General features: G+C 40.2%; 27 protein-coding genes, 2 pseudogenes and 1 riboswitch. Of the genes and pseudogenes, 20 read left to right on the top strand and 9 right to left on the bottom strand.

Features of this window, described 5'->3' with window-relative positions; all coding sequences use genetic code 11:
- The first annotated feature begins 25 nt into the window (after window positions 1-25).
- From CFK37_RS04835 to CFK37_RS04825, 3 genes are all read left to right on the top strand, one after another.
- Entirely contained in the window at window positions 26-784 is a 759-nt protein-coding gene (locus tag CFK37_RS04835; protein ID WP_089060822.1) for a GNAT family N-acetyltransferase, read from the top strand.
- A gap of 14 nt (window positions 785-798) precedes the next feature.
- The gene (locus CFK37_RS04830; protein WP_089060821.1) at window positions 799-1,338 is read left to right on the top strand and encodes a GNAT family N-acetyltransferase; all 540 of its coding nucleotides are present in this window, start codon (window positions 799-801) and stop codon (window positions 1,336-1,338) included.
- A gap of 143 nt (window positions 1,339-1,481) precedes the next feature.
- A complete protein-coding gene (locus CFK37_RS04825; protein WP_089060820.1) occupies window positions 1,482-2,426 on the top strand; it encodes a S66 peptidase family protein in 945 nt (314 codons plus the stop codon).
- Between the two features lie 70 nt (window positions 2,427-2,496).
- On the opposite strand, the gene CFK37_RS04820 is transcribed toward CFK37_RS04825, so the two are convergent.
- Complete coding sequence (locus CFK37_RS04820) at window positions 2,497-3,123, bottom strand: DUF3298 and DUF4163 domain-containing protein (RefSeq protein ID WP_245837318.1); 627 nt, start codon at window positions 3,121-3,123, stop codon at window positions 2,497-2,499.
- 274 nt (window positions 3,124-3,397) lie between these two features.
- Here CFK37_RS04820 and CFK37_RS04815 point away from each other — a divergent pair, with 274 nt between their 5' ends.
- Window positions 3,398-5,152 carry an IS1634 family transposase gene (locus tag CFK37_RS04815; protein WP_089060818.1) on the top strand — a complete coding sequence of 585 codons (1,755 nt, stop codon included), beginning with the start codon at window positions 3,398-3,400 and terminating at the stop codon, window positions 5,150-5,152.
- Window positions 5,153-5,324: 172 nt separating this feature from the next.
- Here the strand turns inward: CFK37_RS04815 and CFK37_RS04810 are convergent, their stop codons facing one another.
- On the bottom strand, window positions 5,325-5,930 hold the full coding sequence (locus tag CFK37_RS04810; protein WP_245837317.1) for an REP-associated tyrosine transposase: 606 nt from the start codon (window positions 5,928-5,930) through the stop codon (window positions 5,325-5,327).
- Window positions 5,931-6,177: 247 nt separating this feature from the next.
- Here CFK37_RS04810 and CFK37_RS04805 point away from each other — a divergent pair, with 247 nt between their 5' ends.
- Entirely contained in the window at window positions 6,178-6,909 is a 732-nt protein-coding gene (locus tag CFK37_RS04805) for an EcsC family protein (protein ID WP_089060817.1), read from the top strand.
- Window positions 6,910-6,931: 22 nt separating this feature from the next.
- Here CFK37_RS04805 and CFK37_RS04800 read toward each other — a convergent pair.
- Window positions 6,932-7,683, bottom strand: a pseudogene (locus tag CFK37_RS04800) (exodeoxyribonuclease III).
- 221 nt (window positions 7,684-7,904) lie between these two features.
- On the opposite strand from CFK37_RS04800, the gene brnQ reads away from it, so the two are divergent.
- Window positions 7,905-9,272, top strand: a complete 1,368-nt coding sequence (gene brnQ / locus CFK37_RS04795; RefSeq protein ID WP_089060816.1) for a branched-chain amino acid transport system II carrier protein — start codon at window positions 7,905-7,907, stop codon at window positions 9,270-9,272.
- 19 nt (window positions 9,273-9,291) lie between these two features.
- Here the strand turns inward: brnQ and CFK37_RS04790 are convergent, their stop codons facing one another.
- A complete protein-coding gene (locus tag CFK37_RS04790; RefSeq protein ID WP_089060815.1) occupies window positions 9,292-9,954 on the bottom strand; it encodes a GntR family transcriptional regulator in 663 nt (220 codons plus the stop codon).
- A gap of 120 nt (window positions 9,955-10,074) precedes the next feature.
- Between CFK37_RS04790 and CFK37_RS04785 the strand changes: the two genes are divergently transcribed.
- Window positions 10,075-10,485, top strand: coding sequence for a GNAT family N-acetyltransferase (locus CFK37_RS04785; protein WP_089060814.1), 411 nt, complete (start codon window positions 10,075-10,077; stop codon window positions 10,483-10,485).
- Window positions 10,486-10,547: 62 nt separating this feature from the next.
- Here the strand turns inward: CFK37_RS04785 and CFK37_RS04780 are convergent, their stop codons facing one another.
- Both CFK37_RS04780 and CFK37_RS04775 read right to left on the bottom strand, forming a co-directional pair.
- On the bottom strand, window positions 10,548-11,321 hold the full coding sequence (locus CFK37_RS04780) for a TerC family protein (protein ID WP_089060813.1): 774 nt from the start codon (window positions 11,319-11,321) through the stop codon (window positions 10,548-10,550).
- A 250-nt stretch (window positions 11,322-11,571) separates the two neighbouring features.
- A pseudogene (locus CFK37_RS04775) lies at window positions 11,572-12,488 on the bottom strand (aldo/keto reductase).
- A 177-nt stretch (window positions 12,489-12,665) separates the two neighbouring features.
- Here CFK37_RS04775 and CFK37_RS04770 point away from each other — a divergent pair.
- Window positions 12,666-13,049: a VOC family protein gene (locus CFK37_RS04770; protein WP_089060812.1), complete on the top strand. Its 384-nt coding sequence runs from the start codon at window positions 12,666-12,668 to the stop codon at window positions 13,047-13,049.
- A gap of 40 nt (window positions 13,050-13,089) precedes the next feature.
- On the opposite strand, the gene CFK37_RS04765 is transcribed toward CFK37_RS04770, so the two are convergent.
- Complete coding sequence (locus tag CFK37_RS04765) at window positions 13,090-14,100, bottom strand: LLM class flavin-dependent oxidoreductase (RefSeq protein WP_089060811.1); 1,011 nt, start codon at window positions 14,098-14,100, stop codon at window positions 13,090-13,092.
- 158 nt (window positions 14,101-14,258) lie between these two features.
- On the opposite strand from CFK37_RS04765, the gene CFK37_RS04760 reads away from it, so the two are divergent.
- The 3 genes from CFK37_RS04760 (at window position 14,259) to CFK37_RS04750 (ending at window position 16,756) form a co-directional block, all read left to right on the top strand.
- Window positions 14,259-15,068, top strand: coding sequence for a DUF2935 domain-containing protein (locus tag CFK37_RS04760; RefSeq protein ID WP_089060810.1), 810 nt, complete (start codon window positions 14,259-14,261; stop codon window positions 15,066-15,068).
- Window positions 15,069-15,135: 67 nt separating this feature from the next.
- The gene (locus CFK37_RS04755) at window positions 15,136-15,663 is read left to right on the top strand and encodes a superoxide dismutase family protein (protein ID WP_089060809.1); all 528 of its coding nucleotides are present in this window, start codon (window positions 15,136-15,138) and stop codon (window positions 15,661-15,663) included.
- A 316-nt stretch (window positions 15,664-15,979) separates the two neighbouring features.
- On the top strand, window positions 15,980-16,756 hold the full coding sequence (locus CFK37_RS04750) for a DUF3891 family protein (RefSeq protein ID WP_089060808.1): 777 nt from the start codon (window positions 15,980-15,982) through the stop codon (window positions 16,754-16,756).
- Window positions 16,757-16,894: 138 nt separating this feature from the next.
- Here CFK37_RS04750 and CFK37_RS04745 read toward each other — a convergent pair whose 3' ends face one another.
- Window positions 16,895-17,827, bottom strand: a complete 933-nt coding sequence (locus tag CFK37_RS04745) for an aldo/keto reductase (RefSeq protein WP_089060807.1) — start codon at window positions 17,825-17,827, stop codon at window positions 16,895-16,897.
- Window positions 17,828-17,845: 18 nt separating this feature from the next.
- Entirely contained in the window at window positions 17,846-18,988 is a 1,143-nt protein-coding gene (locus tag CFK37_RS04740; protein WP_089060806.1) for a conserved virulence factor C family protein, read from the bottom strand.
- A gap of 169 nt (window positions 18,989-19,157) precedes the next feature.
- On the opposite strand from CFK37_RS04740, the gene CFK37_RS04735 reads away from it, so the two are divergent.
- The 9 genes from CFK37_RS04735 (at window position 19,158) to thiW (ending at window position 25,662) form a co-directional block, all read left to right on the top strand.
- Window positions 19,158-19,988: a GNAT family N-acetyltransferase gene (locus tag CFK37_RS04735; protein WP_089060805.1), complete on the top strand. Its 831-nt coding sequence runs from the start codon at window positions 19,158-19,160 to the stop codon at window positions 19,986-19,988.
- 39 nt (window positions 19,989-20,027) lie between these two features.
- Window positions 20,028-20,585 carry a sugar O-acetyltransferase gene (locus CFK37_RS04730; RefSeq protein WP_089060804.1) on the top strand — a complete coding sequence of 186 codons (558 nt, stop codon included), beginning with the start codon at window positions 20,028-20,030 and terminating at the stop codon, window positions 20,583-20,585.
- Window positions 20,586-20,599: 14 nt separating this feature from the next.
- Window positions 20,600-21,103 (top strand): GNAT family N-acetyltransferase, encoded by a 504-nt coding sequence (locus CFK37_RS04725; RefSeq protein WP_089060803.1) that lies wholly within the window; start codon window positions 20,600-20,602, stop codon window positions 21,101-21,103.
- A 13-nt stretch (window positions 21,104-21,116) separates the two neighbouring features.
- Window positions 21,117-21,548 carry an NUDIX domain-containing protein gene (locus tag CFK37_RS04720; protein ID WP_089060802.1) on the top strand — a complete coding sequence of 144 codons (432 nt, stop codon included), beginning with the start codon at window positions 21,117-21,119 and terminating at the stop codon, window positions 21,546-21,548.
- Window positions 21,549-21,698: 150 nt separating this feature from the next.
- Window positions 21,699-22,544 carry a GNAT family N-acetyltransferase gene (locus CFK37_RS04715; protein WP_172840458.1) on the top strand — a complete coding sequence of 282 codons (846 nt, stop codon included), beginning with the start codon at window positions 21,699-21,701 and terminating at the stop codon, window positions 22,542-22,544.
- Window positions 22,545-22,595: 51 nt separating this feature from the next.
- A riboswitch (TPP riboswitch) is annotated at window positions 22,596-22,696 on the top strand.
- Between the two features lie 160 nt (window positions 22,697-22,856).
- Window positions 22,857-23,690: a bifunctional hydroxymethylpyrimidine kinase/phosphomethylpyrimidine kinase gene (gene thiD / locus CFK37_RS04710; RefSeq protein WP_089060800.1), complete on the top strand. Its 834-nt coding sequence runs from the start codon at window positions 22,857-22,859 to the stop codon at window positions 23,688-23,690.
- Window positions 23,687-24,481 (top strand): hydroxyethylthiazole kinase, encoded by a 795-nt coding sequence (thiM, locus tag CFK37_RS04705; RefSeq protein ID WP_089060799.1) that lies wholly within the window; start codon window positions 23,687-23,689, stop codon window positions 24,479-24,481. Before thiD ends, thiM begins: the two co-directional genes overlap by 4 nt.
- 5 nt (window positions 24,482-24,486) lie before the next feature.
- A complete protein-coding gene (gene thiE / locus CFK37_RS04700) occupies window positions 24,487-25,143 on the top strand; it encodes a thiamine phosphate synthase (protein ID WP_089060798.1) in 657 nt (218 codons plus the stop codon).
- A 30-nt stretch (window positions 25,144-25,173) separates the two neighbouring features.
- Window positions 25,174-25,662: an energy coupling factor transporter S component ThiW gene (gene thiW, locus CFK37_RS04695; RefSeq protein ID WP_089060797.1), complete on the top strand. Its 489-nt coding sequence runs from the start codon at window positions 25,174-25,176 to the stop codon at window positions 25,660-25,662.

Here is a 25,662-nt window from a genome sequence, read left to right as displayed (position 1 = left end):
GGACTGTCCCCGGGAAGGAAGTACTATGAAAAAGATAATGTTTAGAGATATCTATACACCAGGTTATGTGGCTTTTGAAAATAATGAATATAAGCATATTCATTATCCGGAAATGTTGATTCGATATGATAGCAATTTTATTGATTTTAAAACGATGCCGTCCCTGGAAAAATTTAAAACAGCGGCAAATTATTTAAGGGAGTTCCATTTAAAAAACGGTCAACAGCACGTAAAGTTCTACTTGCCTGAGAATGAAAAACCAACGAAGGAACTAATTAACCACTTTAATGATGTAGCATATGAATTCGGATACAACGAGCTATATGTCATAAAGCCTAGTCAATTCCCATCGATTGATGACCATCAAGATATCCAAATTGTTGCTGTAACTGATGGGAACTTTGATGTTTTTCTTCAGTTGCAATACCAGCAGGATCTTGAATTTGGGGAGGAATTTGCTAATCAAAAAGTTAATATGCATAAACGTAACTTTCGAGACCCCAAATTTCTTCAGGTTATGGCCTATTACCAAAGTAATCCTGCAGGGTCCGTTGACTTGATTGTTTCGGGTGATAAGGTGGAAATTGACGGGTTAAATGTCCTGGAAACTTTCCAGAAAAAAGGAATAGGTAGCAGGTTGCAGAAATTTGTTATGGACGCATTCCCCGATAAAACAGTGATTCTAGTTGCTGATGGTGCAGATACGCCTAAAGAAATGTATAAAAAACAGGGATACCAGTATCTGGGGTTTAAATATGAGGTGCAAAAAGTCTACGATAATTAGGAAGGATGTTTGATATGAAAGGGACCAACATCTATGTAAGGAGCTTTAATAGAGATGACGCGGAGGCATTGCTTGCGCTGCAAAAAGAAAACCGTGCTTTTTTCGAGAAATTTTCCATGGTTCGCGATCCCGATTTTTATACAATCGAGGGCCAGCTGGACAGCATAAAACAGTATCAAGAGGGTAGCAAACAGGATCGTGCGTATCACTTTGGTATTTTTAAAAACGATGATAATCGTTTAATCGGTACGATAAGTCTGTTTCAGGTTTTACGCGGGTCATTGCAGAGCGCTTTTATTGGGTATTTTTTGGACGAAAGTCAGAATGGAAAAGGCTTTACAACGGAAGCAACAAAGCTAATTGTTAAATATGCATTTGAGAAATTAGCCTTGCATCGAATTGAAGCGGGAGTTATGCCCCATAATATTGGGTCAATCCGGGTCCTGGAAAAGGCCGGCTTTCATAGAGAAGGAATTGCAAGAAAAAATGTGAAGATAAATGGAAAATGGGAGGACCATCAAGTTTTAGCTCTCATTAATCCAGCTGATAACTGAGGGATTGGCTGATACTTCAAGATTGCCGATATGGTCCAAAAAGGTGCAGCGCAAAACCTGAAAGTGATGGGGGAAGTAACAGATTCTGTCGTTAATGAATATTGTAGAACTAATCTTTAGTTTGAATTTGGGAGGGGAATGTGATGGCGATAAAACCACCCATCCTGCAGCCGGGTGATACGATTGGCATTGTTACCCTGGGGAGCCCGTTAGCTGCTGGCATTATAAATAGCCGAATCGAAATACTGCGGAGTCTTGGATTTGAGATTGTTATGGGAGAATACGTATACGCTGCAAATGGTTTCCTTGCCGGTACGGATGAACAGCGCGCTTCAGATTTAATGAATATGTTCGCTGATGATCGGGTTAAAATGATTTTGCCTACAAGAGGGGGCGTTGGTGTTGCCGGCATTCTTCCATACCTTGATTATCAATATATTCAGAGCCACCCGAAAATTTTGTCAGGATACAGTGACATCACCATATTATTAAATGTCCTGGCTCAATATTCGAATTTAATTACGTTCCAGAGCTTGATGTTAATTGATTTTTCCATGAATACACCTCCATACAACTATGATCAGTTTTTTACAGCGACATCCACTTTTGCCTCACCAAGGAAAATTAATAACCCCCCCGGTATTCCTCAAATAAGCAGAGTTCCAGGCAATGTAACCGGACCAATTGTTGGGGGCAATCTTACCTCTTTTGTAGATACGCTCGGAACTCCTTATGAAATTGATACGAAAGGTAAAATATTGCTTCTTGAAGAAACCCATGAGCCAATTAATACCGTCTATAGGTACTTGAACGCCCTAAAATTGGCTGGGAAATTTGAAGATTGTATCGGAATTGTAATGGGTCAATGTACGGAATGTCCCGTGGCTTATGGGGTATCCTATGAAAACTTGATTAATGAATTTGTCGTGCCTCTCGGAAAACCACTGTTGACCAATGTTACAACAGCACATGGCACATATAAGGCAGCAATTCCTATTGGCGCAATAGGTAACTTAGACACCAATAACAATGCACTCACCATACTTGAACCAACAGTAAGTCTTGGGGACAGTCCCCCATCGCTTTAGAGTACTAAAGCGGGAGGTCTACCTCCTTGCCGGAAATAAAAAACCGGACATTTGCCCGGTTTTTTTAAATTTAATTATTCACTGCCATTTGTCCGAGGGGACCGTTCTCATTTATTATATCCTGGATGGCGAAAACGGATATCGGGAACATCGGAAATCCAATATAGTATGGCGTGATTTCGTAAAGCTGGAAATAGAGAACCAATGCTTTGTCAGCAATATAGAAATCTTGATCAGGCGATATTCCGGAAAAGTCACTCAGCAATTGTAAGTCCCGTTCATTGATTTGCGTCTGAACCATTTTTGAAAGAACTTCTACATAGTTGCTCCCAGGTTTAAACAGATCACTGAGCTGATATTGCATTCCTGTTTGAACATCAAAGGTTAAAGACTTCATCAGTGTTAAGCCATGTGCATGATGATACGCATACGCGTAATTAGTCAAAGACAGGCTGAGAATATTCCGTTCATTTGTTTTAATTTCAAAAGATCCAATCATTTCGGTAAACGAATCAGTGCCTTGCTGTTCACTTTGCCATTGTATTAATGAGTGAACCAACTGGTAGATTGACTGATTGATGGATTGTTGCACATTGGCATTCTGCAAACCAATTACTTGTGGATAATAAATAGTAGTACCCTGCTGTTGTTTGATCATCATTGTTTGAATGGAAACAGGTAAAACCGGAAAGGGCATTTTCATCATTCCTTTACTAAGTTTTAACCATCTTATTCGTGGGGACTGTCCCCCGTTACGATAGAGTGATAAAGCGGCGGGGGACAGTCCCCGCCATCATCTTCTATTTTTTCTACATATGTGCAATATTCGGGAGTTTGACACTTAAATATTAAGAAAATGCCTAAAAAGCCTTTCATGGCTTTATTTTTTTGTCAAATTTCCCGTTAAATTATTGAGTACTATTTAGTACCATGATATAATAGAGGTATCTTATAAGTTGTGAGGGATTTCTATGCGCATTAAAAAAAGTGTATCCAAGAATTCAGTCTCATATTCGGTTATTGAAAATGTCAGAGATATCAATGGAAACTCGACAACGAAGGTTGTCAAGGCATTGGGAAATGAACAGGAAATTCGTGAAAAACACCCCGGTGTTGATCCAGAGGAGTGGGCTCGAGAATATGCAAAAAAATTAACGGAAGAAAAGAAAAGGAACTCGGAGAAAGTTATCATCAAACAGGATCCAAACAAATATATATCCAAAGGAAATAAACGATCTTATAACATCGGTTACCTCTTTTTAAAGTCTATCTATCATCAATTAAAATTGGATAAAATTTGTAAAGAAATAACGGATAGGCACAATTTCTCTTATGATTTAGATAAGACTCTAGCCCTGTTAATTTATATGCGGATTCTACATCCCACGTCAAAAAGGGGTACTTTAGAGAAAGCAGATGATTTACTGGAGTCCCATTCGATAGAAGAACAACACATGTATCGTGCACTAGATATCTTAGCTAAGGAGTCTGATATCATTGAAAAGGCAGTATACAAAAATAGCACAGCAATCGTTGAGCGTAAAACGGAACTCCTATACTACGACTGTACGAATTACTACTTTGAAACCGAGGAAGCCGTTGGCTTGAAACAATATGGTATGTCAAAGGAAAATCGACCTAATCCCATCGTGCAAATGGGACTTTTCATGGATGGCAGTGGGCTGCCACTCGCCTTTGTCATTAATCCGGGGAATCAAAATGAACAACCTACATTAAAACCTTTAGAAAAAAGGATTTTAAAGGACTTTCAACTATCCAAGTTCGTTGTTTGTACAGATGCCGGATTGTCTTCGCATGAAAATAGACTATACAATTCAATGAACGATCGTGCTTTCGTAACAACACAATCCATTAAGAAATTGAAAAAGCATTTGAAAGATTGGGCTTTGAATCCTTCCGGATGGCATTGTGTTGGTTCTACTCAGGTAACCAATGACAAAAAAAAGAAACAATCGATTAATCTGAATAACCTTGACCTTGAAACAGACACGCAAATATATTACAAAGAACGATGGATGAATGAAAATGGACTAGAGCAAAAACTTATCGTTACTTTTTCACCGAAACATAAACGCTACCAAGCAAATATTCGGGAAAAACAGATAGAACGCGCACAAACAAAAGTGGACAATCCTTCTCGCATCGAAAAAAAGCGAGCAAACAATCCAGATCGTTTTATTCAGTCCACTCATGTCACAAATGAAGGTGAAATTGCTCAGAAAAGCAGTCATACGATTAACTCTGCGATGATTGATAAAGAAGCAGTATATGATGGTTTTTATGGTGTTTGTACAAATTTAGAAAACTCTCCAGCGGAAATCGTAAGAATCAATCAACGTCGCTGGGAGATAGAAGAATCCTTTCGGATTTTAAAAAACGAAATGCGGACACGACCTGTATTCCTCCAAAAAGATGAACGAATCAAGGCACACTTCCTAGTATGTTTTCTTTCATTATTGACCTATCGCTTGATTGAAAATAGAATTGATGAATCAGCTACATGTTGCGAAATCATTCAAACATTACGAGATATGAGAGTGTTGGAATATACAAACGAAGGTTATATCCCGACCTATACCAGAACGGATTTAACTGATAAGCTACATAACGTTTTCGGATTCCGAACGGATACCGAAATAGTTACCATACAAAAAATGAAAAAAATTTTAAAACAAATAAAAAACATAAATAGTACTCACTTTTGAGCATTAAAAAAACCACAAGAATGCCTGTTACAAAAGCATTTTTGTGGTTTTAACTGTCAAACTTGAGAATAAATAGTAGTACCCTGCTGTTGTTTGATCATCATTGTTTGAATGGAAACAGGTAAAACCGGAAAGGGCATTTTCATCATTCCTTTACTAAGTTTTAACCATCTTATTCGTGGGGACTGTCCCCCGTTACGATAGAGTGATAAAGCGGCGGGGGACAGTCCCCGCCATCATCTTCTATTTTTTCTACATATGTGCAATATTCTTTTTTAGTTGGTTCCGGAAATAACGATAATATTCGTTTAGTCTCAAGCACTGAATTTTCTTTGGATCCATCCATGTAATTGGAATAACTGCTCCAATAATAATGTTCGGGTTTAGAAGTGATTTTTGCTTTTACCGGGTTTAAATGAATATATCTGCTCGCCCATAGGAAATAATCATTGGAGTTAACCAATTTCGCATGGTAACGATCCTGAAAAACATGACCAGTCAGTTCATAGCGCTTGTTAAAGTACACGGCATAACGGGAATGGATGAATTTAATGATGGTACCGGGTGGTTTTTCTTCCGTTTCGAGGAGAAGGTGGATATGGTTTGGCATAAGGCAATAAGCGTGAATGGAAAAAGGAAGATCATTCTTGCAGGAACCTATAAGACTCATGTAGGTTTGGTAATCCTGGGTGTCATGAAATATACTAGCACGTCGGTTACCACGGGCAGTAATATGGTATGTGGCACCGGGGAACCAGATTCGAGTTTTTCGAGCCATAAATGTTACTCCTTTCCAACTTTTATTTCAATTATATCTTGCTATAGATAGAAGTAACAAATATACAAAAGTCCACTTTATACGTGCGGAGTCTGCCAATAATATAATTATGCCTATACTAAAAGTGGAAATTAGCTGTATGCTAACAGTGTAAATTATAATTTTATATTATTTGGGGGTCAGTCCCCCAATACGGTAAAGTGTTAGTGTGATGGGGGACTGTCCCCCGGATGTGGAGGATAGGTAAATGATGGAATATGAGCGAAAGGTATATGCGGAAATGCGGGAATGGCGAAAGAGAGTATTAAAGCAGTCAAGTCTTTTCAATCGGATGTCAAAAAACGTACAAACTAAAATTAATGCGAAAATCCCGGAGAGAGTCCATAAGGTTATTACAGAAAGTATTAAAAATATGGTGAAGGCTACTTTACTTGGTTCAAATTTAATAACGAAAAAGAGCCAATCAACCGAATTGAATTTGTATGAGCGGGATGAACATTTCCAAAAAAAATTGACTGTTTATCGGAAAACGGCAGTAGTGGAAGGTGCGGGAACTGGCGCAGGTGGCATTTTTCTAGGGCTTGCTGATTTTCCATTGCTGTTATCCATTAAGATAAAGTTTTTGTATGAAGCAGCCGCGATATACGGCTTCAACACAAGTGATTATGAAGAACGTCTATTCATTCTGCATGTTTTTCAACTGGCCTTTTCCAATGATGAAAAACGCAGGGAAACCCTCCGTATCATCGAGAATTGGGATGCGGAAAAGAGGAAACTCATGGATATGGACTGGCGCGTCTTCCAGCAAGAATACCGGGATTATATTGACCTGGTCAAGATGCTCCAGCTAGTCCCAGGGTTTGGCGCCATTGTTGGTGCATTTGCTAATCATAATTTACTAGATCGATTAGGTGAGACTGCGAAAAACGCATATCGCATGCGGTTGTTACAGGGGGACAGTCCCCGGCAAAGTAAATAACACGGGCTGTCTCCTCAACAACCTACTCCATTTCCAACACGATTGGACAATGATCACTTCCAGGTACCTGTGCATCAATTCTTGAGTCTTGTAATCGACTTGCCAGTCTGTTAGAAACGATAAAGTAATCGATGCGCCAACCGATATTCCTTTCCCGAACTGTTTTCATGTAGGACCACCATGTGTAAAGCCCTTCCGTGTCGGGATAAAAGTACCGTAGACTATCGACAAGTCCAGAGTCCAACAGTTTCGTCATTTTGCCGCGTTCCTCTTTTGTGAATCCTGAATTTCCGTGATTTGTTTTTGAGTTCCGCAAATCAATTTCCTGATGGGCAACGTTTAAATCCCCACATAAAATAACTGGTTTCACGTCATCTAATTGTTTTAAATAATTATAAAGGTTATCCTCCCATTCTAAACGAACATCAAGCCTTGCCAGTGTTCTCTGTGAATTTGGAGTATACACATTTACTAAATAGAATTCCTCAAACTCCATCGTAATAATTCTTCCTTCCGGATGGGCAGTTTCTTCCCCAATCCATATGTAACCGATAATGGTTTTTTCTTCGTAAAGATTGCTGTACCAGAATATCCTTTTCGAATGGCATAATTCCAATATTGATCATAACCTTCTAAATCTAGTATCAGTTGACCTTCCTGTAATTTTGTTTCCTGAATACAGAAAATATCTGCATCCACCTCATGAAAGTAATCTAAGAAGCCTTTTCTGACACAAGCCCGAATCCCATTAACATTCCAAGAAACTAGTTTCATTGTTTGAATCCCCCTATGTTATTACATCATAACATAGGGGGACAGTCCCCCATTACACTAATGCGTTAACGCGATGGGGGACTGTCCCCATCAAAAAGTTTGTGTAATATATTGCATTTTGCTGAGTGAGGTAGTATGATAGGCATCATTGATATATTGCATATAGAAGGGGTGTAAACCCGTTAAAATCTAGTATTTAACATCTTAGAGGAGCGATTCATATGAAGGACAAACCCTCATTTTCATCATACGCAGTAATAGGAGTCATGTTGTTTGCATTGTTTTTTGGTGCAGGGAATCTTATTTTTCCAGCACAGCTTGGTCAACATGCGGGGGCAAATTTATGGCCGGCTATACTAGGATTTCTGATTACTGGAGTTGGACTGCCTTTATTAGGAATTTTGGCAATGAGCTTTTCAGGAAGTCAGAATCTTCAGGAGTTATCAAGCAGAATTCACCCGGTTTATGGGATCTTTTTCACTTCGCTGCTCTACCTGACTATCGGGCCATTTTTTGCAACACCCCGGACAGGTACTGTAGCGTATCAGGTGGGTATTGCCCCCTTTGTAAGTGAAGGTTTTCAACAGGGTGGGTTGTTCATTTTTACATTGCTATTTTTCGCCGTTACTCTTGTATTTTCTTTAAAACCGGCAAAACTCGTTGACAACGTAGGAAAAATATTAGCACCCGGAATTGTTGTCCTTCTAGTTATCTTTTTATCTATGGTCATTACGAACCCGATGGGAACTTTTCAACATCCCGAGGAAGCATATCAGAGTGGAGCTTTTATAGAAGGTTTCCTAAATGGTTATAACACGATGGATGCACTTGCTTCTCTTGTCTTTGGTATTATTGTAATCAAAGCAATTCAATCAATGGGTATCACATCAAAAAGTGGTGTACTGAAGGCGACTGCGAAATCAGGCGCAGTAGCAATTGCCTTGCTTGGAGTTATCTATGTAGGAATTGCTTACCTAGGAGCGACAAGCACAGAAATGTTTGGGATTTTCCAGACAGGCGGACCAGTGCTCAGCAGTGGGGCATCGTATTATTTTGGAACATTGGGATCAGTTATGTTAGCCGTTGTTCTTACGCTTGCATGTTTGACTACAAGTATTGGATTAACAACGGCATGTGCGGAATATTTTCACACACTGCTTCCTAAGATCAGTTACAAACGATTTGTCTTGTTTTTTTCACTGATGACATTTGTGATCGCTAATTTTGGTTTAGCAAATATTATTGCATATTCGGTTCCTGTTTTAATGTTTCTATATCCATTAGCAATCGTGCTTATGATTCTAACGTTCTTATCGCCATTGTATAACCATGCACGAATTGTGTATGTATCAGCGATTGCTGTTACATTTCTAATCAGCATTATTGATGGTTTAAAAGCGCTATGTGATTCACTTGGATTCGATTATTTTGGATGGATGGTACCAATCGTTTCCTTCTATGAAACGTCACTCCCATTATATAATCAGGGGCTTGGATGGTTGCTGCCTGCCTTAGCAGTCATCGTCATAACGGGAATAATGGTCCGAAGTCCACAGTTTATGCATACAAATAAACGGTTTTCTCATTAAAAAGAGAAAACCGTTTTTTTTAATTCATTTTTAAAGAAGAAAACTCATCAATTGCACGAAGCCAGTTATCTTTCATTACTTCTGAGACCTGCTTGCTATCATTTTCCTTCATAAGCCGAATAATAGTGCTATGTTCCTCTATAGACTTTTCCGTTAAAATAATCGAGTTATGAAAAAAAAGTCTTCTGACATGGGCCTGAAGTGATGCAACCATATTGTGAATATAGGGGTTGTCTGCTGTATCAACGATGATTTTATGAAATTCCTCATCCAGTCTTAACGCAGAAAAATAACTTTTTGATTGTATTGCCTCGGCAAATTTCTTGTTTGTGTCTTCGAGCAACACAATGATTTCTACTGTAAGGTGCGAAATAGCCAGCTCTGCAGATAATGCTTGTAACGCAGCTAAAGGTGGCAGGAGGTCCTTTATCGATTCCCCCTTCACATCTGTCACCTGGGTCGCTTTTCCGGGATACATTTTTGTAAAGCCTTGTACTTCAAGAAGCTGTAATGATTCGCGGACTGGAGTTCTGCTGACACCTAAAGCCTGTGCCAGTTCGGTGTCATTTAGTTTCTCGCCGGGATGCAGTGTGCCATCTATAATCCACTGTTGAAGCTGACTGAATGCACTTTCCTTTGCTGATTGGCGGATTGGTTTTGAATGATTAGAAGGTATTGGCATGAAACTCACCTTTCCAGTATATTGTCGGTAACTATTTTCATTATACTATAAATAGATTTACATTGATAATATACAATATATTAGATTTACGTTTATACTAACTGTGAGGTGATCAGAAAAATGAATGATGATTTCAATATTATTTATGAACCGCCAAATCCAGGAGAATATAACAATTTGCGATTGGAAGGTGGCATGAGCGGAAAGTCACTCGAAGTCGCAACAATTGGGTTGAAAAATTCTTTGTTTGCTGTTTGTCTTTATCAGGAAAGCAGGTTAATAGGAATGGGCCGTGTAATTGGCGACGGCGGGGCTTTCTTTCAGGTGGTGGATATAGTTGTTAAACCAAGTTATCAGGGCAAAGGACTTGGCAAGGTGATTATGAAGGAAATAATGAGCTACCTTGACCAACACACCTATCCCGGTTCTTATGTAAGTTTGATAGCTGATGATCCAGCAAATAAACTTTACGAGCAATTTGGCTTCAGGTATACTTACCCTGGATCACATGGAATGTGTAGAATGTATTAAAAATCTAATAAAAAATCCTAACAAAGTTGTTAGGATTTTTTGGGCTATATAACTTTCATTTTTTAAAGCTCTTCTTCATCTTTCTTGGCGCTCTTCCCTGAAAGAAACCAACCACCGATTGCGATGGCCAGAAGTATGCCCCAGAAGAATATCGTCCATCCAGTGCTATGTGGGAAGTCATGAGGCAATACCCCAACCTTATCATGAGCTAGTGTAATAATTGCTAGTTTTACTCCGACCCATGCCACAATGAGATAAGCAGCTGTTTCAATACCCGGCCGAGTTTCAAGAAGCTTAACAAACCAGGTTGCGGCAAATTTAATTAAGACTAGACCTGCTATTCCCGCAATAACAACAATGATAAACTTACCGCCATCCATTCCTCCAAACTGAGGGAGCGGCGAATCCGGGAGGGCTAAGGCAAGCGCAACAGCGGCAAGAATCGAGTCAATCGCAAATGCCAGGTCTGCGACGCCAATTTTAGCTACTGTCGCCCAAAAACCTTTGCCTTTCGATTCTTCCTCTGTGTCTTCTTTATCATCTTTTTTCGACCCGAAATGTTCCGAAATTATATGCTTTAAACCGATATAAATCAGGTAAGCGGCGCCGATTGCCTGCACCTGCCACACATTAACCAAGAAAGATATCGCGAACAATGCACCAAATCTGAAAATGAATGCACCGATTATACCGTAATTTATCGCCTTTTTCTTCTGTTCCTCTGGTAGGTGTTTCGCTATTACTGCAAGAACGAGTGCATTGTCAGCCGATAATAACCCTTCGAGACCAATAAGGATCAATAGTGTCCATCCATACTCCAGCCAAATTGATTCCAACTAAATTTCTCCTTCCAAAATACAAAAATAGAGGCTTTCACCAATTTAGTATGGTAAAGGCCCCTAAAAAAATACAAGACCTTTACCACATTGGCAAAGGTCTTGCTAACAACACCGTAAGTTGCCAGTAATGCCGAGAGTGACCATTTTCACTCTGTAATGACGACAATACTGTTAAAGCTACTCCCCTTTGAAATTCTACTAATAGTTAACCATTTAGTTGCTAAAAAGTCAATTGTTTTATTTCACTTTAAGGCAGTTCATTTCCTGCTGTGAGATATATTTCATACCATTCCTTTCTAGACAGTTCTATATCAGAAGCCATGGCAATTCCGGTTAAACGTTCGGGTTCATTGTTCCAACGATAGGTTGGATTGTGGCTGGATGACGTAAAATCCAGGCCACAGCAATTGCAGAGTCTGTTACTCCTTTTCTATCGGCCATTTCTTGCAGTTTCGCATTTATTTCCGGGAATTTTTCATTTCCAACAAAGACACCTTCTATCATCCCGTATTGGAAGGGTGACCATGCCTGTATAGTCATGTCATTCAGCCGGCTGTAATCTAGAATGCTGTTATCTCTGACTATTGCTGGATCATTTTTCATATTTACGTTAAGGCCTGCATCAACCATGCCACTGTGCATAATACTGAATTGGAGTTGATTCACGATCAGATCCTGCCCGAGGTATTTTTTCAATAGTTCGATTTGCATTGGGTTATGGTTACTCACACCAAAATGCCGTACCTTACCACTTTCTTTCAACGTTGTGAATGCTTCGGCAACTTCTTCAGGTTCTACCAACGCATCCGGTCGGTGAAGCAGCAGACTGTCAATATAATCAGTTTTTAAACGCTTGAGACTCCCATCAACGGATTCCAAAATATGTTCTTTAGAAAAGTCGAAGGAGCCTTTACGAATCCCGCATTTTGTCTGCAAGATCATATTTTCCCTAATAGAGGGCATCATTTCTAGTGCCTCTGAAAAAGTTCTTTCTGATTCACCATCACCGTAAATATCCGCATGATCAAAAAAATTAATTCCGTTTTCTATCGCATTGTGAATAACGCGTCCTGCATCACTTTTTGAGAGCGAACTCATCCGCATGCAACCTAAGCCAATGTTAGATACCTCTAATTCACTGTTACCCAGTTTGATCTTTTTCAAAGAGAACACCTCATTTCATTTGATTAGGTTAACTCTAGCATTTTGCTTTGGAAAAGTAATTGGTAGTGCTTACTTACTATTTTTAGAAATGGGACCAGAATAACCACAATGGCTGTATAGACAGCCAAATAGTTGATAGAATAGGATAGATGGATAATCATAGAAAGGATGATAACCATGAAAATTTATATGACTAGTGTATATGTAGATGATCAGGACAAAGCGCTGGCGTTTTACACAGATGTATTGGGGTTTGTCAAAAAGATGGATATGCCGGCAGGGGAAGGAAGATGGATTACTGTTGTTTCGCCTGAAGGATCGGGTGAAATTGAGCTATTACTTGAACCAATGGCTTTTCCAGCAGCTGAAACGTATCAAAAAGAATTATTTGAAGCGCAAATACCGTTTACTTCATTTGCTGTTGATGATATTCATAAAGAATATGAAAGAATGAAGGGCCTGGGTGTGGAATTCAATATGGAACCAACTGAAATGGGGCATGTAACGGTTGCAGTCTTTAATGATACGTGTGGAAACTTAATCCAGCTGGCACAAGCATAGATGAAGAAGCAGTTATATAAAGCTGCTTCTTTTCTGAAGTTTACTTGTTGCTTTTTAATCCTAAGGCCTCTGCTAAAAATTGTATAGCCCTCTGCCGATTTTGAAATCCTGGGACATTCGGTATAATTGTAATTTCATCTGCTTGATAGAGATCAGATAACCGTTCAATTTCCTTTTTTACTTGTTGTGGGTTTCCGACGATCATCCGTTTTCGGTTTTTTTCGACCTTTTCTTTTTCAACAGAACTTAGACCCCTATTTTTAGCAGTTTGAATAGAAGGATAGTAGGGAGGCTGATGAGAGGACTCGACAAACAGTAGCCACAAATCAAAAGCCTTGGCAATTTCCTCTGCTTCTTCAGCTGTTTCCGCGACAACCACGAAGACGGCTAACATTACATTTGGTTTTTCCAGTAATGCCGAGCGGTGAAAATGCTTTCGGTAATTAGCGATTATTTCGACTCCAGTGTCAGACGGCTTGGCAAAGTGGGCGTATGCATAAGCGGTACCATTGTCCGCTGCAATTTGTGCACTACCGCTACCAGTGCCCAATACCCACATTTCGGGCGTTGTTTTTATGACTGGAGTTGCAATCAAACTACTGTAACGATGGTCTTCTCCCGTGTCATCTGTAAAGTATTTTTGCAAATCTGTTACCTGCTGCTCGTAAGAAGGGCGTTTTCCTTTTTCTTCATTTAGGGCCTTGTTTACTATGCGGTAACTTGGTGACCTTCCGATGCCTAAATCTATACGGTTTGGATGCAGGGCTTCCAGCATGCGAAAATTTTCAGCCACTTTAAATGAACTGTAGTGTGGCAACATAACTCCGCCCGAACCTATCCGAATGGTGTCTGTGGAAGATGCTAAATGCATCATAAGCATTTCAGGAGTGCTGCCTGCAACCGAAAACACTTGATGGTGCTCAGCGACCCAAAATCTTTTATAACCTAAATCTTCCGCAAGTTTAGCTAGTTCAGTTGTTTGCAACAATGCCCCGCGTGAATTAACCCCTTCATCTATTGGAGAATAGTCAAGTATATTTAACGAAATCATTGAGGATTCATCCCTTTCCTCTACAATTTTCCTACATAACATAAGAGAAGGCAATTAAACGGATTGGATTATAGGCTTTGCCACTCTAACCCAACCTAAACATATTTACAACTTTTCCGTCATAGAATAACAGGGGAATTTTGTAGAGGGGTGACAACATGTCAGACTATCAAGAAGTTAGCCTATATGAAAATCGTTTTTGGTTGCAGATTTTAGGTGACCATGCACGGTTTATTTATTCAGCTTTAGCACCTGATGAAAAGGAATATATTCATACTGCTGAGAAATTGAAGAATGTTTTTGATCAATTGCTGGAACGGGCGCGGACATCTTTATCCGGTGACGCATTATTGCATTTTAACCAATATGCGTACCAGCAAGCTAATGAAATCCGTAAGTTTAAACTGGAGCTGATTAAGGAGCATTTAATCGGCCAGATTACAATTCATTTAACACCAAGTTTTTTAAATCACATGGTGAATGAGGTAGATGAGTATATCCGAATCCTAGAATATTTATGTGATGGGAAGGTTCCTCCTATATCACATGAGGTACACCATCATCTCTTATGGTTGCTAGATGCTGCGGGTCATGCCGGGGCTATTAATGATACGCTTGACAGTACAGAGCAAATGTTAAAGGAAAAAACGCACAAATTCACAAAAACGTTTAACCATTTCTATTTGAAGGCAATTGAAATGGCCGGATTTTTGAGAACATATGTCCAGGAATTCCCAGCTCTGGAACGTTTCAATTATCAGGCAGAGTTAGAAATGAAGATTTTCAAAGAATTTCTTAGAGAATTGGAGGAAATGGAACTCCAGGGTTCCGTTCTTGATACATTTTCGGCGCTTATGGCAGATCATATGGCAAGAGAAGAATGCTATTATCTGATTAAGCTGGCACAGTCCAGGGGATTAGAAACACCGAGTTGTGATCCTGCTAAGCCACGGGTTACGGAAAGCTAGGTGCCATCACAAAAATGATGTATGGGCATATGATGTGTAACACATGAGAATTCAGGAGGTTACACATATGTATTCGTACGATAGACAATATGCACCATACTATCAGATGTATTACCCATACAGACAAGTGATTTCAAGGGCGTATGCTGAGATTCAAGGTAGTGAGCTTGCACCAAATTTACACGGATATGTCGTTTTTACTGATGTTCCAAATGGCACGAATGTAACAGTGGAAGTGGCAGGACTGCCTGACTATGAACCTGCGCATGGTGACCAAGCGCCTATCGGTCCCCATGGTTTTCATATTCATCAACATGCAGATTGCGGAAGTGGTGATGAACCAGAACCCTTTCAGCAGGCGGGGGGACATTGGAATCCAACAAATCAACCACACGGTAATCATGCCGGCGATTTCCCGGTTTTGTTTTCAAATGATGGATACGCTAAGACGTCCTTTTTTACAAATAAATTTGCTGTTGAGGATGTAATAGGAAAGTCAATCATGATTCATCAAAATCCCGACGATTACCGGTCACAGCCGTCTGGCGACTCGGGGAAACGGATTGGTTGCGGGCCGATAACGGCATTTGTATAAGTTGCATGGAAATACCTCTTTGGATATTCTAATCTAAAGAGGTATTTTTTACACTTTAGGAAAGTATAAATCTTTATCGGTATAAAGTATAAAAAAATCTAAGGCTTTCGCCATTAGTTCTTGGCGTCAAGCCAAGATTTTCTAAAAAGATCAGAAAGTATAAACCAAAATCTGTCTAGCTCCAGCACCCAGAAGCTGCCGTCATAAGCAATGGACACTACGAACGCGAAACCCATGCGTTCTACGGCCCTTGCTTATGCGTTCTCTTCTAAACGGGGCACCCTGAGCTTTTCTCAGTTCGGAAAGGAAGAATTATATGATAATACGGGAACGACAGGATGATATTGTGATGATTACACAGGATAATCATGCACGAATTGCAGGTGTTTTTGCAGCTAACTGGAAAAATTCTTTTTTCAACTCAAGTAAGAAAAGAAATTCAGTTGAATTGGCTATTAATGAACATGATAGAGGCTGGATACCAGTAGATTGTACGCCATTCATGAATGACCAGAATTCGCTGCCCTATACTTTTATGTACTTTCCAACTAAGCCAAAGCTCATTTTTTATAAAAATGGAATTGATGAAGTGGAGCAAATGGATAATTATGCAGGGATTTTGTGTAGCCATCATTATGCTCGCTTTGCGGCGAATGATTCAAATGAGGAGTCACAAGCATTTGTCCAACATGAGGAAAATCGCCAAAGGAAATTGAAGGAAAAGGTAAAAGAATTTGATCCGGAATCGTTTCAGTTTCATTATGATTTGTTAAATTTCTGTGATAACTTGTCATTGTATGTCTGCTTAAATGAGCCAGGTACAGCAAAGGTTGATGAACATCAATTTTATAAAAGCGGGATACCAATTCCTACTACATTTTCTTTCCTAGGCGGTGATTATTCAGCCATTCATTGGCAGAATAAACAAACTGTCATGTTATCGGACTTTCCTTTTGAACAGCCTACCTGGATCGAAATAAAACAAAAGGTTGTATCTAAACAAAAAATAATTGAATGTGGACTAGTGGCCGCTTATAAAGATGCACCAATTGAGATCGTCCCTGTATCTATAAATAAAATTCCTCGAAGCTGATTTATATGGTATAATTAATGCTTGCGATGAGCTGATTTGCATAAGACGAAAAACGGAGCAATACATGTGAATGTGAACACATGGTTTTTCGCCGCAAACGAAGAAAAGGCGCCTATTCTGATAGGCGCCTTTTCTAATCTAGCGAAAAACCCTGTCAATTTCCTTTATCTCATCATCCGTCAGGTTAACGTCCAATGCTTTGACATTATTCAGTACCTGTTCAGCACGTTTTGCACCTGGTATTACCACGTCAATTGGTCCTCGTGTCAAATACCATGCTAATACAACATGGGCAACCTCAGTCTGCTTCGATTCAGCAATAGTGCGTATCTTATCTACCTTTTCCAGGTTTTGTTCAAATTCTCTACCTTGTAAATGAGGCATTTTGGATCGAAAATCATTAAACCTCGTATTTTTATCATATTTTCCAGCCAGAATACCCGATGCGAAAGGGAAGTATGGAACAAATGAGATATTATGTTCTTCCAAATATGGGAATAGTTCTTTTTCTGCTTCACGTTTTAACAAGTTATATTCGCCTTGATAAACATCCACATATCCATTTTTGTTAGCTTCTTTCAACTGTTCAAGTGAAAAATTGGAGACACCAATTGCTCTAATTTTCCCTTCTTCCTTTAATTCCTTTAAGGCACCAACTGCTTTATCTTTTGGTGTGTTTTTATCCGGGAAATGAATATAAAATAAATCAATGTAATCGGTTTTTAAGCGTTTCAGACTATCCCCAACTGCCTGCTTTAAAAAGGCTGGTGAGTTATCAAAGACAACATTATCCCCATCATATTTATGTGCTCCTTTTGTCGCAAGAACAACTTCACTGCGTTTTCCGGTTTCGTTGATTACTTCGCCAACCAATTCTTCAGAGCGTCCTGGCCCATAGGCGAAAGCAGTATCAACAAAATTCATCCCATTATTGATGGCGGTACGGATTAATTCCTTTCCTGCTTCTTCATCCAGATTGGGATAAATATTATGTCCGCCAACCGCATTCGTGCCAAGTCCAATTGGATTTACAAGTAGGTCCGTATTTCCAATTATAGTTTGATTTGTCATGTTGCTTGCCTCCCTTAGTTATTTCTGTTTGGTTGCTTGTGTCATTTGATGCCAGATCGACCCTTGGGCTTTTTCCCCGCCTTCAATACGGGCAAGTGCCATTTTCACCTGCATGCGTACTTCAAATTCAGGGTCATCCATCGCTTGTTTCAATGCCGGAATAGCTGTTTTGTCACCTATTTCGTATAAAAACATGGCCGCACGCCACCGGACAATTCGGCTTTTATCAGATAGTGTAGCAGTCATATCTGGGATTGCATCTGTAAAGCCAAGGTCTGACAAACAATCCCCGGCTGTTCGGCGTACGTTTACTGCTTTATCTTTTAAGGCTTTATAGAGAAGAGGCAGCACTTCTGGTTGTTCAATCATTCCAAGATATGCAGTAGCAAGCCTGCGAATCGATGCTTTTTCATCATCTAGTGCCTTATCTAAAACAAGTAGATCGTCTACGCTGAGATCCATTCGGTCTAATGCAGCGTAACGTTCTTTCCAACTGGGATTATCCAGCATATCAAGTGTCACCTTTTTTCGTGTGACCGTTGATTGATTTGCTTCTGTTTTATCATCGGAAAGAGCCCTTTTGACCAGTTCATTTAATCTTTCCTGGTCATAGCTTGCTGATAACTCTTCGACAACATCTTGGCCGATATCCTTTGCCTCCCCATAACGCGGGCTTTGTTCCGCCCACTTTCGTTCCATTAACATATTGTCGGATGTCTCTGATGCTTTCATAGTTGCTTCCATAAACCGCTCAGGAAGTCCGAATCGTTGTTCATCGTCACCATCCTGTAGTTTTACCTGAACAGGGATACCACGAAACATCTGAATGAACACCTTAATTTCACCAAAATGCTTATCAGGTGTCGGTGATCCGGTAGTTTCCTTTTCGGGAGAATCTTCGGAAGAGCCTAACACTTGGCGCACTTTTGGAAGAATTTCCTCCCAAGCATCCCTAGGATTACGTTCTAGTGCGATAAAGTCAATTACATGATAGAGACCTTTAACACCTTTTATTGCAAATAACTCCTTGATATAGTCTGGAGCACTACTTAAATCATCGTTAAGCTTATAATTCCGTGTTTGTCCATCTGGTAAATGTTCATCCACGTTTATTTTCATGGAATGTGGACTTGGAGTCGGTTCAATTGAAACAATTTTCATTACACATTCTCCTTAAATTCTTACTATAAAAACGATTTTAACAAAGAAAAAATAGTTTATCCATTGCCCTGATTTGTCCAAAACTATTTCCAGTGAATTAAAGGAATAGGCAGGATCTATGTAGAAGTTAATATAGTTAGAAAAAGATATCTAAGGAGACATAAATAATTTGGATAAACAACAATTAACAGCTGTTAAAACACTGCAGGATATATGTGAAAAAGAAGAAGGGATTCAACTTAAACTAAATTGGGAGATGTTGAAAGCAAGAAGTGAAAACAAACAGTTGGACTATTTTCATTATGAAAATGAGGTGCTGGTAGGGTTCTTAGCAATCTATGGATTTGGGAATGAATATGAAATCTGTGGAATGGTACATCCTAGTTTTCGGGGGCGAGGGGTTTTTACCGAGTTATTTGATAAGGCAGTCGCCGTCATTCCGGCTAATGCTACGAAAATATTAATAAATGCTCCGGCTAAATCTGAATCAGCAAAAAAGTGGTTAGACACCAAAGCACCTGACTACTCCTTTTCGGAATATCAAATGAAATGGGAATCAACTAAACTAGACTTACCCAAAGAACGCGTTCAATTGAGGCGGGCAACATCAGTTGATACGGAAACCAGGATCCAACTGGATGTAGCGTGCTTTGGGTTTGATGAAGCAGGAGCACGGGAGTTTAATAGCACCAATAACGGGAATGAAAGGAAAACTTTCTATATTATCGAGGTGAATCGTGAATCAATTGGCAAGATAGGCTTAATGCGAGATGAAAATGAAAGCTATATCTATGGTTTTGCAGTATTTCCGAAGTTCCAAGGAAAAGGATATGGCAAGAACGCCTTAATCCAAATGGTCCTCGCTGAACAAGAGTCAGACGGAATAATTCTTTTGGAGGTTGCGGCTGAAAATAGGCATGCCTTAAAATTATATGAGGACTGTGGGTTTCGCTCGTATGAAGTTCAAGACTATTATCGATATAATGGTCTAGGAAAATAGATAGTTGAAGTATCAAAAGGTGCAAAGGAGATATTTATCATGAAAACTGAAAAGCAAAAAATGGTAGCCGGGGATATGTATGACCCATTTGTACCGGAACTAATAGAGGGGCGTAACCAGGCGCGAAAGTTAACCCGACAGTTTAATCAATCGCTGGAAACAGAGGATATAAAACGAACGGAAATTTTAAAGGAACTTTTGGGTTCGTGTGAAGACAGTATATTTATTGAACCAAACTTTCGTTGTGATTACGGCTATAACATCCATGTTGGTGAAAACTTTTATGCCAACTTTGATTGTGTCATTCTGGATGCATGCAAAGTGAAGATTGGAAAGAACTGTGCCATTGCACCTGGTGTACATATATACACGGCTACACATCCAATTGACCCCGTGGAAAGAGTAAGTGGCATCGAATATGGAAAGCCCGTTACAATTGGCGACAATGTATGGATTGGCGGGAGATCCGTTATAAATCCAGGTGTAACGATAGGGGATAATGTTGTTGTTGCATCGGGATCGATTGTTACAAAAGATATACCGGATAATGTTGTGGTAGCGGGCAATCCTGCAAGAATAATCAAGCCGGTTGAATAAGGGAGACGATAAAAATGAGGTTGGTAAGACCAACGCTTGAATGGGAGAAGGAACATCAGGACTATGTAGCGGAATGGGGACCATCCAGAATGGTGCCAAGCAGCTTTAGTTTAGCTGAACATAATGGGTATCAAGATTATTTAACAGCTCTAGCAACTCGGGAAAAAGGAAATGGTCATTGGCTGCCAAGCTCTAATTATTTTTTGGTCAACGAGGAAAATCGTATTTTAGCAATGGTTGATATCCGCCATGATTTAAATGAGTTTTTACTGAATGTTGGTGGCCACATTGGATACGGCGTCCGTCCGACTGAACGGAAAAAGGGTTACGCAACCCGTATTTTAGCGGAAGCTTTAAAGAAATGTAAGGAATTGAATATGGATCGTGTTCTAGTCACTTGTGACGAAGAAAATATAGGTTCAGCAAAAGTTATTCTGAATAATGGCGGGGTTGAGGATACAAGTTTTACCGAAGAGAATGATAATGTGAAACGGCGGTTTTGGATAGAAAATAAATAAGGGAGAATTGCTGATGAAACGAGTGGATGTCGCGTATTCATTAATTTATGACGAGATCAAAAGCAAGGTATTAGTGGTCAAAAACAACAAAAACAATAACTGGTCTCTGCCCGGTGGAGGCGTTGAAGAAGGTGAAACATTGGCCGCAGCAGCTGTACGGGAGGCAAAAGAAGAAACGGGATTAACGGTTGAAGTTGGTGAAATTGTTTCTGTCAACGAAGCTTTTATGGAGAAGGATGATCACCATGCTTTGTTTATTACCTTTATGGCTACTGTCGTTGGCGGGGAACTTGCTATACAGGATACAGATGATCAAGTTGGCATCTCGGAGGTAAAGTGGATTGACCTGGACAGCGCGTCCGAATTACTGCCATACCACGAAAATGGACTGCGGGTTTTACTGGAATCCTCCATTCCGTACAGCTTTCAAGGCGTGTACAATTGATATGCCGTACACATTCATAAAAATAACCTAGGCTCAGGTAGAGGAGATCTTGAGAACGGCCGATAGATATCTCAAAGGTCCGGACCGATGCTAACCATACCGGGCCCAATTAAAAATTTATGGCATTGCCACAAAAAGGGTAGGATAGTCTTGGAATTAAAAAGGTTTGAAAGCAATAGGATTAATGAGGTCATCACATTATTCAGGGAAACGATTCTTACTGTAAATACAAAAGATTATTCCAAAGAGCAGGTCGAGGAATGGGCGAATAACAGGCACACTGTTGATGAATGGGTGAACCGTCTTGACACCAGCCTCACATATATTGCGTTAATCAATGATAAAATTGTGGGGTTTGGCAATATGACGGATGAGGGTTTGGTCGACTTGTTGTACGTTCATAAAAACCATCAAGCGGAAGGTATTGGATCAATGCTTGTTACCCAATTAGAAGCGGATGCGAAACGACAAAACTTCAATTGTATAACCACTGAGGCAAGTATTACAGCAAAACCTTTTTTCCTTTCCAAAGGTTACTTTGTTCACCAGAAACAATTAAAACTAATCGCAGGCACTCGGTTAACAAATTATAAAATGGTCAAAGAACTGGGAGGAATCAAAATGGATAGTCCAATTAAAAATCAGATTAATACGATATTTGTCCATGTTACTGATTTGGCGAAATCGGTAGAATGGTATACGAAACTGCTGGGGCAAGGTTATACGGGGACTGAGGTGTCCGATCCGGTTTACAATTTGAAAATTAACGACCATACAGGGTTAACGGTGGACGCTGGGCTAAAGGGCGAGGTAAAAACAATCATTCCATCCCCGTATCCATTATTTAATTTCCATACAGCTGATATAAATACTTCCTATGAATTTGTAGAAAACACAGGATTTCAAATTGATTCGGATATTGTAGAGTTTGATGATTTTGCTTTTTTTACGGTGAAGGATCCTGACAATCATATTATTATGATTTGCACAGGATAACAAATTGACAGAATAGGAAATCTGTGTTTTAGTAACATTATAACTTAATAGAAAGTCCACTAGGGGTGCCATTTGGCTGAGATAAGGAATTCCTTTATCCCTTTGAACCTGATCTAGTTCATACTAGCGTAGGAAAGTGGAGGTCGGTTGTTTTAACATAAACACTGTTGTACATACAAACCACTCCAATTTCTGGTGTGGTTTTTTTGCACTTTAAGACATCTTTATCGTCGGTATAAAGTATAAAAACTACCTGCACAAGTTCCCCACTGCCCCTAGTGGACTTCAATTCCAAGTGAAAGGGGTTCCTCTATGAAACATTCTATTCCATCTGTACTGACCATTGCTGGTACCGATCCAACTGGAGGTGCTGGGATCCAGGCTGATTTAAAGGCATTTCAGGAACGGGAAGTTTACGGGATGAGCGTAGTGACATCAGTTATCGCGCAAAATACTTTAGGCGTTCAGGGTGTGGAGCATTTGCCCACACAGTTTATTGAACAACAAATGGAAAGCGTGCTGACAGACATTTCACCAGATGTTATCAAAACTGGGATGGTCGCTTCCGCAGGGATGATGGAAGTGATAGCCGAGACAATAAAGAGGTATTCTATCCGTTACGTGATTGATCCCGTAATGATTGCAAAAAGTGGTGACCATCTAATGAATGCAGACGCAAAGCAAACGATGATTGATCAATTGATCCCCCTTGCAACGGTTGTTACGCCAAATATTCCTGAAGCAGAGGTCTTGCTCTCAGAATCTATTCATTCATTGGCTGATGCGGAAGATGCTGCGAGACGTATTGTACATGAACTTGGGGCTAATGCGGCCGTTGTGAAGGGCGGACATCATGTTGAAGGGGATGCGATTGATGTTCTGTACGATGGATCAGCTATCCACAGGTTTCCAACTGCTCGAATTGCTACTAAACACACCCATGGAACTGGATGTACGTATTCCGCCGTGATTACCGCTGAATTGGCGAAGGGATATTCCATCTATGACTCGGTTCATACAGCTAAGAAGTTTATTACAGATGCTATTCGTTACAGCCTGCAAATTGGTAAGGGAAATGGTCCAACAAACCATTGGGGGCATCGCCTGCAAGGAATACCGGAAGTGAATGGGAGGGTTTTGAAATGAATTATCTTGCAGAAATAAAGAAACAAAAGCCGTTGATTCACAACATTACGAATATTGTTGTTGCCAATTTTTCAGCCAATGGGTTATTGGCACTTGGGGCGTCACCTGCAATGGCAAATGCGCCTGAAGAGGCTGCAGAGATGGCTGCCCATGCGGATGCATTGGTATTAAACATAGGAACGTGCACACAAGATCAACTGGAGGCGATGATACTAGCCGGAAAAGCCGCAAACCAAAAGAACGTTCCAGTTATTTTAGATCCTGTAGCAATTGGGGCAACAGCTTTTCGCGCGAGTGTTGTACAACAAATTCTGGACAAAATTGATGTGGCTGTCATCCGTGGTAATACCGGTGAGATTGCCGTACTTGGGGAAATGGCGGTCGAGATAAAAGGTGCTGATTCGCTAGTTGGTGAGATTAGTCCACATGTAGCCATAAATGTTGCCAAAAAGTATGGTGCCATTGTAATTGCGACAGGGGAAACAGATACCATTACTGATGGGGAAAGCTTTACCCAATGCAAGAATAGTGTCCCCATGTTGTCATCTATTACCGGAGCCGGGTGTTTATTAACAGCAGTCGTCGGGGCATTCGTGAGTGTCGGAACAGATTTTTATAATGCATCAGTCAAGGCAGTTTGCAGCTATGGCGTCGCAGCTGAACTAGCATATGGAACTGCCTCTAGTCCCGGAAGTTTTCTTGCGGCATTTCTTGATGAAATCTATGCCTTAACAGACGAAAAGGTAAAATCAAAAGCAATTATTCGTGAACTTACTTTAAAAGGAGAATAATCACTATGATCGATGAAAAAGATCTTAAGTTATATTTTATCATGGGAAGCACGAATACTAAGCAGGAGCCGGGACATGTGTTGCAGCAGGCTATTGATGGAGGTGTTACCACTTTTCAATACAGAGAGAAGGGGCCATTGGCTAAAACAGGAGATGAAAAACGTAAGCTTGGCATTGAACTCAGAAATATTTGTCTGAAAAACAAAGTTCCCTTTATTGTAAATGATGATCTTGAACTAGCTATGAAACTTCATGCAAGTGGTGTTCACATTGGTCAGGAGGATGGATCCTTGCCAGCAGTGCGGGGAATACTTCCGGCGCATATGGCAATCGGGGTTTCTGTTTCAACTGTAGAGGAGGCTCTTGTAGCTGAATCGCAGGGGGCGGATTACCTTGGTGTTGGCCCAATTTATCAAACAACAACGAAAGCCGATGCGCGTGAACCGATCGGTCTTCAGCGCTTGCAGGAAATTAGGCTAGTTACATCCATTCCAATTGTGGCTATTAGCGGCATTAACAAACAGAATGCAAAGGGAATTATGCATGCAGGTGCAAGCGGTATATCCGTGGTATCGGCAATTAGTCAGGCGGAGGATAGTCAGGTAGCAGCGAGCGAATTGGATGCTTGTACAAAGTTAAACGAGTTTGAAATAAGGGGGTGATGACAGACCGATTTCAAAGGAGGGAGAACATTGTATCGCACAAGACTTTTGACGGCAATGGCAGTATTTATTGCAATCGCTGTAATGGGATCACAATTATTGTGGTTCCCGGCAGGAATCGCGAAAGCGTACCCTGTTCAGCATGCAGTCAATGTGATGGCTGCAATTACACTGGGGCCAGGACCAGCAGTTATTATTGCATTCATGACAGGATTGATTCGAAACATGCTAGGGCTTGGGACGTTACTCGCTTTTCCGGGCGGTATGATAGGTGCATTTTTGGCAGGGGTATTGTATAAGGTTTTCAAACGGAAAATACTTGCTGTTGCAGGAGAGGTAGTCGGAACAGGAATTATTGGTTCCTTGTTTTCGGTGCCATATGCGAACTTGTTAATGGGCAGCTCGCTTGGGGCGTTTGCTTTTCTGCCATCATTTTTAGTGAGCAGTATTTCAGGAGCGATTATTGGTTATCTAGTCGTTATTCGAGTAAAACAGACAAGTCCATTACAAAAAATCTAA

It is taken from the genome of Virgibacillus phasianinus, assembly GCF_002216775.1.
Classification (GTDB): domain Bacteria; phylum Bacillota; class Bacilli; order Bacillales; family Amphibacillaceae; genus Virgibacillus_F; species Virgibacillus_F phasianinus.
This window is presented reverse-complemented; position numbering and strand designations above follow the sequence as displayed.

What these genes read in the sequence shown, in the direction of transcription:
- CFK37_RS04790 (WP_089060815.1), bottom strand. Translation starts at nt 9,954, where the DNA reads ATGCCAATACCTTCTAATCATTCAAAACCAATCCGCCAATCAGCAAAG.
- brnQ (WP_089060816.1), top strand. Translation starts at nt 7,905, where the DNA reads ATGAAGGACAAACCCTCATTTTCATCATACGCAGTAATAGGAGTCATG.
- CFK37_RS04755 (WP_089060809.1), top strand. Translation starts at nt 15,136, where the DNA reads ATGTATTCGTACGATAGACAATATGCACCATACTATCAGATGTATTAC.
- CFK37_RS04750 (WP_089060808.1), top strand. Translation starts at nt 15,980, where the DNA reads ATGATAATACGGGAACGACAGGATGATATTGTGATGATTACACAGGAT.
- CFK37_RS04745 (WP_089060807.1), bottom strand. Translation starts at nt 17,827, where the DNA reads ATGACAAATCAAACTATAATTGGAAATACGGACCTACTTGTAAATCCA.
- CFK37_RS04830 (WP_089060821.1), top strand. Translation starts at nt 799, where the DNA reads ATGAAAGGGACCAACATCTATGTAAGGAGCTTTAATAGAGATGACGCG.
- CFK37_RS04815 (WP_089060818.1), top strand. Translation starts at nt 3,398, where the DNA reads ATGCGCATTAAAAAAAGTGTATCCAAGAATTCAGTCTCATATTCGGTT.
- thiD (WP_089060800.1), top strand. Translation starts at nt 22,857, where the DNA reads ATGAAACATTCTATTCCATCTGTACTGACCATTGCTGGTACCGATCCA.
- thiM (WP_089060799.1), top strand. Translation starts at nt 23,687, where the DNA reads ATGAATTATCTTGCAGAAATAAAGAAACAAAAGCCGTTGATTCACAAC.
- CFK37_RS04825 (WP_089060820.1), top strand. Translation starts at nt 1,482, where the DNA reads ATGGCGATAAAACCACCCATCCTGCAGCCGGGTGATACGATTGGCATT.
- CFK37_RS04765 (WP_089060811.1), bottom strand. Translation starts at nt 14,100, where the DNA reads ATGATTTCGTTAAATATACTTGACTATTCTCCAATAGATGAAGGGGTT.
- CFK37_RS04730 (WP_089060804.1), top strand. Translation starts at nt 20,028, where the DNA reads ATGAAAACTGAAAAGCAAAAAATGGTAGCCGGGGATATGTATGACCCA.
- CFK37_RS04760 (WP_089060810.1), top strand. Translation starts at nt 14,259, where the DNA reads ATGTCAGACTATCAAGAAGTTAGCCTATATGAAAATCGTTTTTGGTTG.
- CFK37_RS04820 (WP_245837318.1), bottom strand. Translation starts at nt 3,123, where the DNA reads ATGCCCTTTCCGGTTTTACCTGTTTCCATTCAAACAATGATGATCAAA.
- CFK37_RS04720 (WP_089060802.1), top strand. Translation starts at nt 21,117, where the DNA reads ATGAAACGAGTGGATGTCGCGTATTCATTAATTTATGACGAGATCAAA.
- CFK37_RS04725 (WP_089060803.1), top strand. Translation starts at nt 20,600, where the DNA reads ATGAGGTTGGTAAGACCAACGCTTGAATGGGAGAAGGAACATCAGGAC.
- CFK37_RS04770 (WP_089060812.1), top strand. Translation starts at nt 12,666, where the DNA reads ATGAAAATTTATATGACTAGTGTATATGTAGATGATCAGGACAAAGCG.
- CFK37_RS04740 (WP_089060806.1), bottom strand. Translation starts at nt 18,988, where the DNA reads ATGAAAATTGTTTCAATTGAACCGACTCCAAGTCCACATTCCATGAAA.
- CFK37_RS04835 (WP_089060822.1), top strand. Translation starts at nt 26, where the DNA reads ATGAAAAAGATAATGTTTAGAGATATCTATACACCAGGTTATGTGGCT.
- CFK37_RS04805 (WP_089060817.1), top strand. Translation starts at nt 6,178, where the DNA reads ATGATGGAATATGAGCGAAAGGTATATGCGGAAATGCGGGAATGGCGA.
- CFK37_RS04810 (WP_245837317.1), bottom strand. Translation starts at nt 5,930, where the DNA reads ATGGCTCGAAAAACTCGAATCTGGTTCCCCGGTGCCACATACCATATT.
- CFK37_RS04785 (WP_089060814.1), top strand. Translation starts at nt 10,075, where the DNA reads ATGAATGATGATTTCAATATTATTTATGAACCGCCAAATCCAGGAGAA.
- thiE (WP_089060798.1), top strand. Translation starts at nt 24,487, where the DNA reads ATGATCGATGAAAAAGATCTTAAGTTATATTTTATCATGGGAAGCACG.